2 protein-coding genes are annotated in these 1544 nt (G+C 31.5%); both read right to left on the bottom strand.

Going from position 1 to position 1544, the window contains the following annotated elements; all coding sequences use genetic code 11:
- Positions 1-114 precede the first annotated feature (114 nt).
- Positions 115-966 carry a Cof-type HAD-IIB family hydrolase gene (locus tag AC1DTM_RS25980; protein ID WP_016105007.1) on the bottom strand — a complete coding sequence of 284 codons (852 nt, stop codon included), beginning with the start codon at positions 964-966 and terminating at the stop codon, positions 115-117.
- A 177-nt stretch (positions 967-1143) separates the two neighbouring features.
- Positions 1144-1544, bottom strand: a 401-nt coding sequence (locus AC1DTM_RS25975) for a cysteine dioxygenase family protein (RefSeq protein WP_477001236.1), incomplete at its 5' end; no start/stop codon positions are given.

Raw genomic sequence — 1544 nt, 5'->3', positions numbered from 1 at the left:
ATTCCAATATATTCTATATAATGAGGTGTAATAAGGCTTCTATGAATCACATAGAATACCTTACCCCTAATAAAAAGAAAAAAGAATCTATTTGGATTCTTTTTTCTTTTTTTATTACATTACATATTTATATAAAGCATGTGCGACACCATGTTCTTCATTTGTTAACGTTTCGTATTGACACATCACTTTTATTTCTTCWACTGCATTTCCCATTGCAATTGATATATTTGCTTTCTCCATCATAGAAACATCGTTTAAGCCATCACCTATTGCTACAGTGTTTTCAACTGGAATATTAAGATGTTCTGCTAAAGTATATAATCCATTTCCTTTTTGAGCATCTCGATGATTAATCTCTAAATTATGCCAATAGGAAGATGTAATAGCTAAATCTGTATTATGCAGAAACGTTTCTTTTAATTTTTTTAATTTCTCTATGTCATAAGAAAACGGTAAAAGTTTATGCACATGTATATCCATTTCTACAATTGGTTTACAACTTTCTGTACTATGAAATGCTGTATGCTCAAGGTATAATGCAGCAATCGTTTCTAACTCTTTCAAATCGAAATTTTCTTTTGCATTCCTCACATACTCGATTTCATTACGTACACTCTCTACTCCATAATCCGGTACATACACACCTTTATTAGTATAAAGCTGATAATACAAGCCATTCTCTTCAAGATATTCTACAATCTCAAGTGCCTGCATATTTTGAATTGGATATCTCTTCATCATTTTTTTATCTTTATATATAAGTGCACCATTTTCCGCGATAATCGGACACTCCAAATCAACTTCTAACAATAGTCGTTCAATATCCACAATAGAACGTCCTGTACAAATTGCTACAACATGGCCCACTTCCTGACATTTTCGAATTGCTTCTGCATTCTCTTTACTAATCATTTTATTCCCCGAAAGAAGAGTTCCATCTAAATCAATTGCGATTAATTTCATTATTTCTTCACCACTTTCTATAAATACACGAGTTCATAATAAACAAAAGGTATCGTTTTCATACTGATCTCATGAAGTACTCCTTATTTATAATTCATGAAAAGCGTTTCAGGTCAAGAAATAATTAAAAATAAAATCAAAAGCTTTTCTCTTTAAAGAAAAGCTTTTGATTTTAAACTATGAACTATAACTAATATATTTTGTCTCACACATATACACATTCTTTTCTTCAGTTGGGACATATACTTTAAACTTTTCTAAACGTTTTCCGTAAATATGAATCGTGACAACGCTTTCGCATTCAGCTATTTTAAGAATATGACAATCAGCTGGTGGAATGACTTTATCTGTTTCTCCTTCTCCCAAATAAAGATTTCCTGTATGGGTTAAATAAACAAGTGAATTTTCAAGCTGCTTAGTTTGTATAAAGTTCTGCACCATTATCCTTCCTGAAAAAACGCCTTCTACTCCCCATGTACCATCATGATCATGTAAAGGTGTAGATTGTCCATCTTTCCATACAAGAGCTAATACTTCAAATCGCTTTAAAGGATCTTCATATAACAAGTGTCGTGCAT

The organism is Bacillus sp. P4_D3 (assembly GCF_056401855.1).
This window is presented reverse-complemented; position numbering and strand designations above follow the sequence as displayed.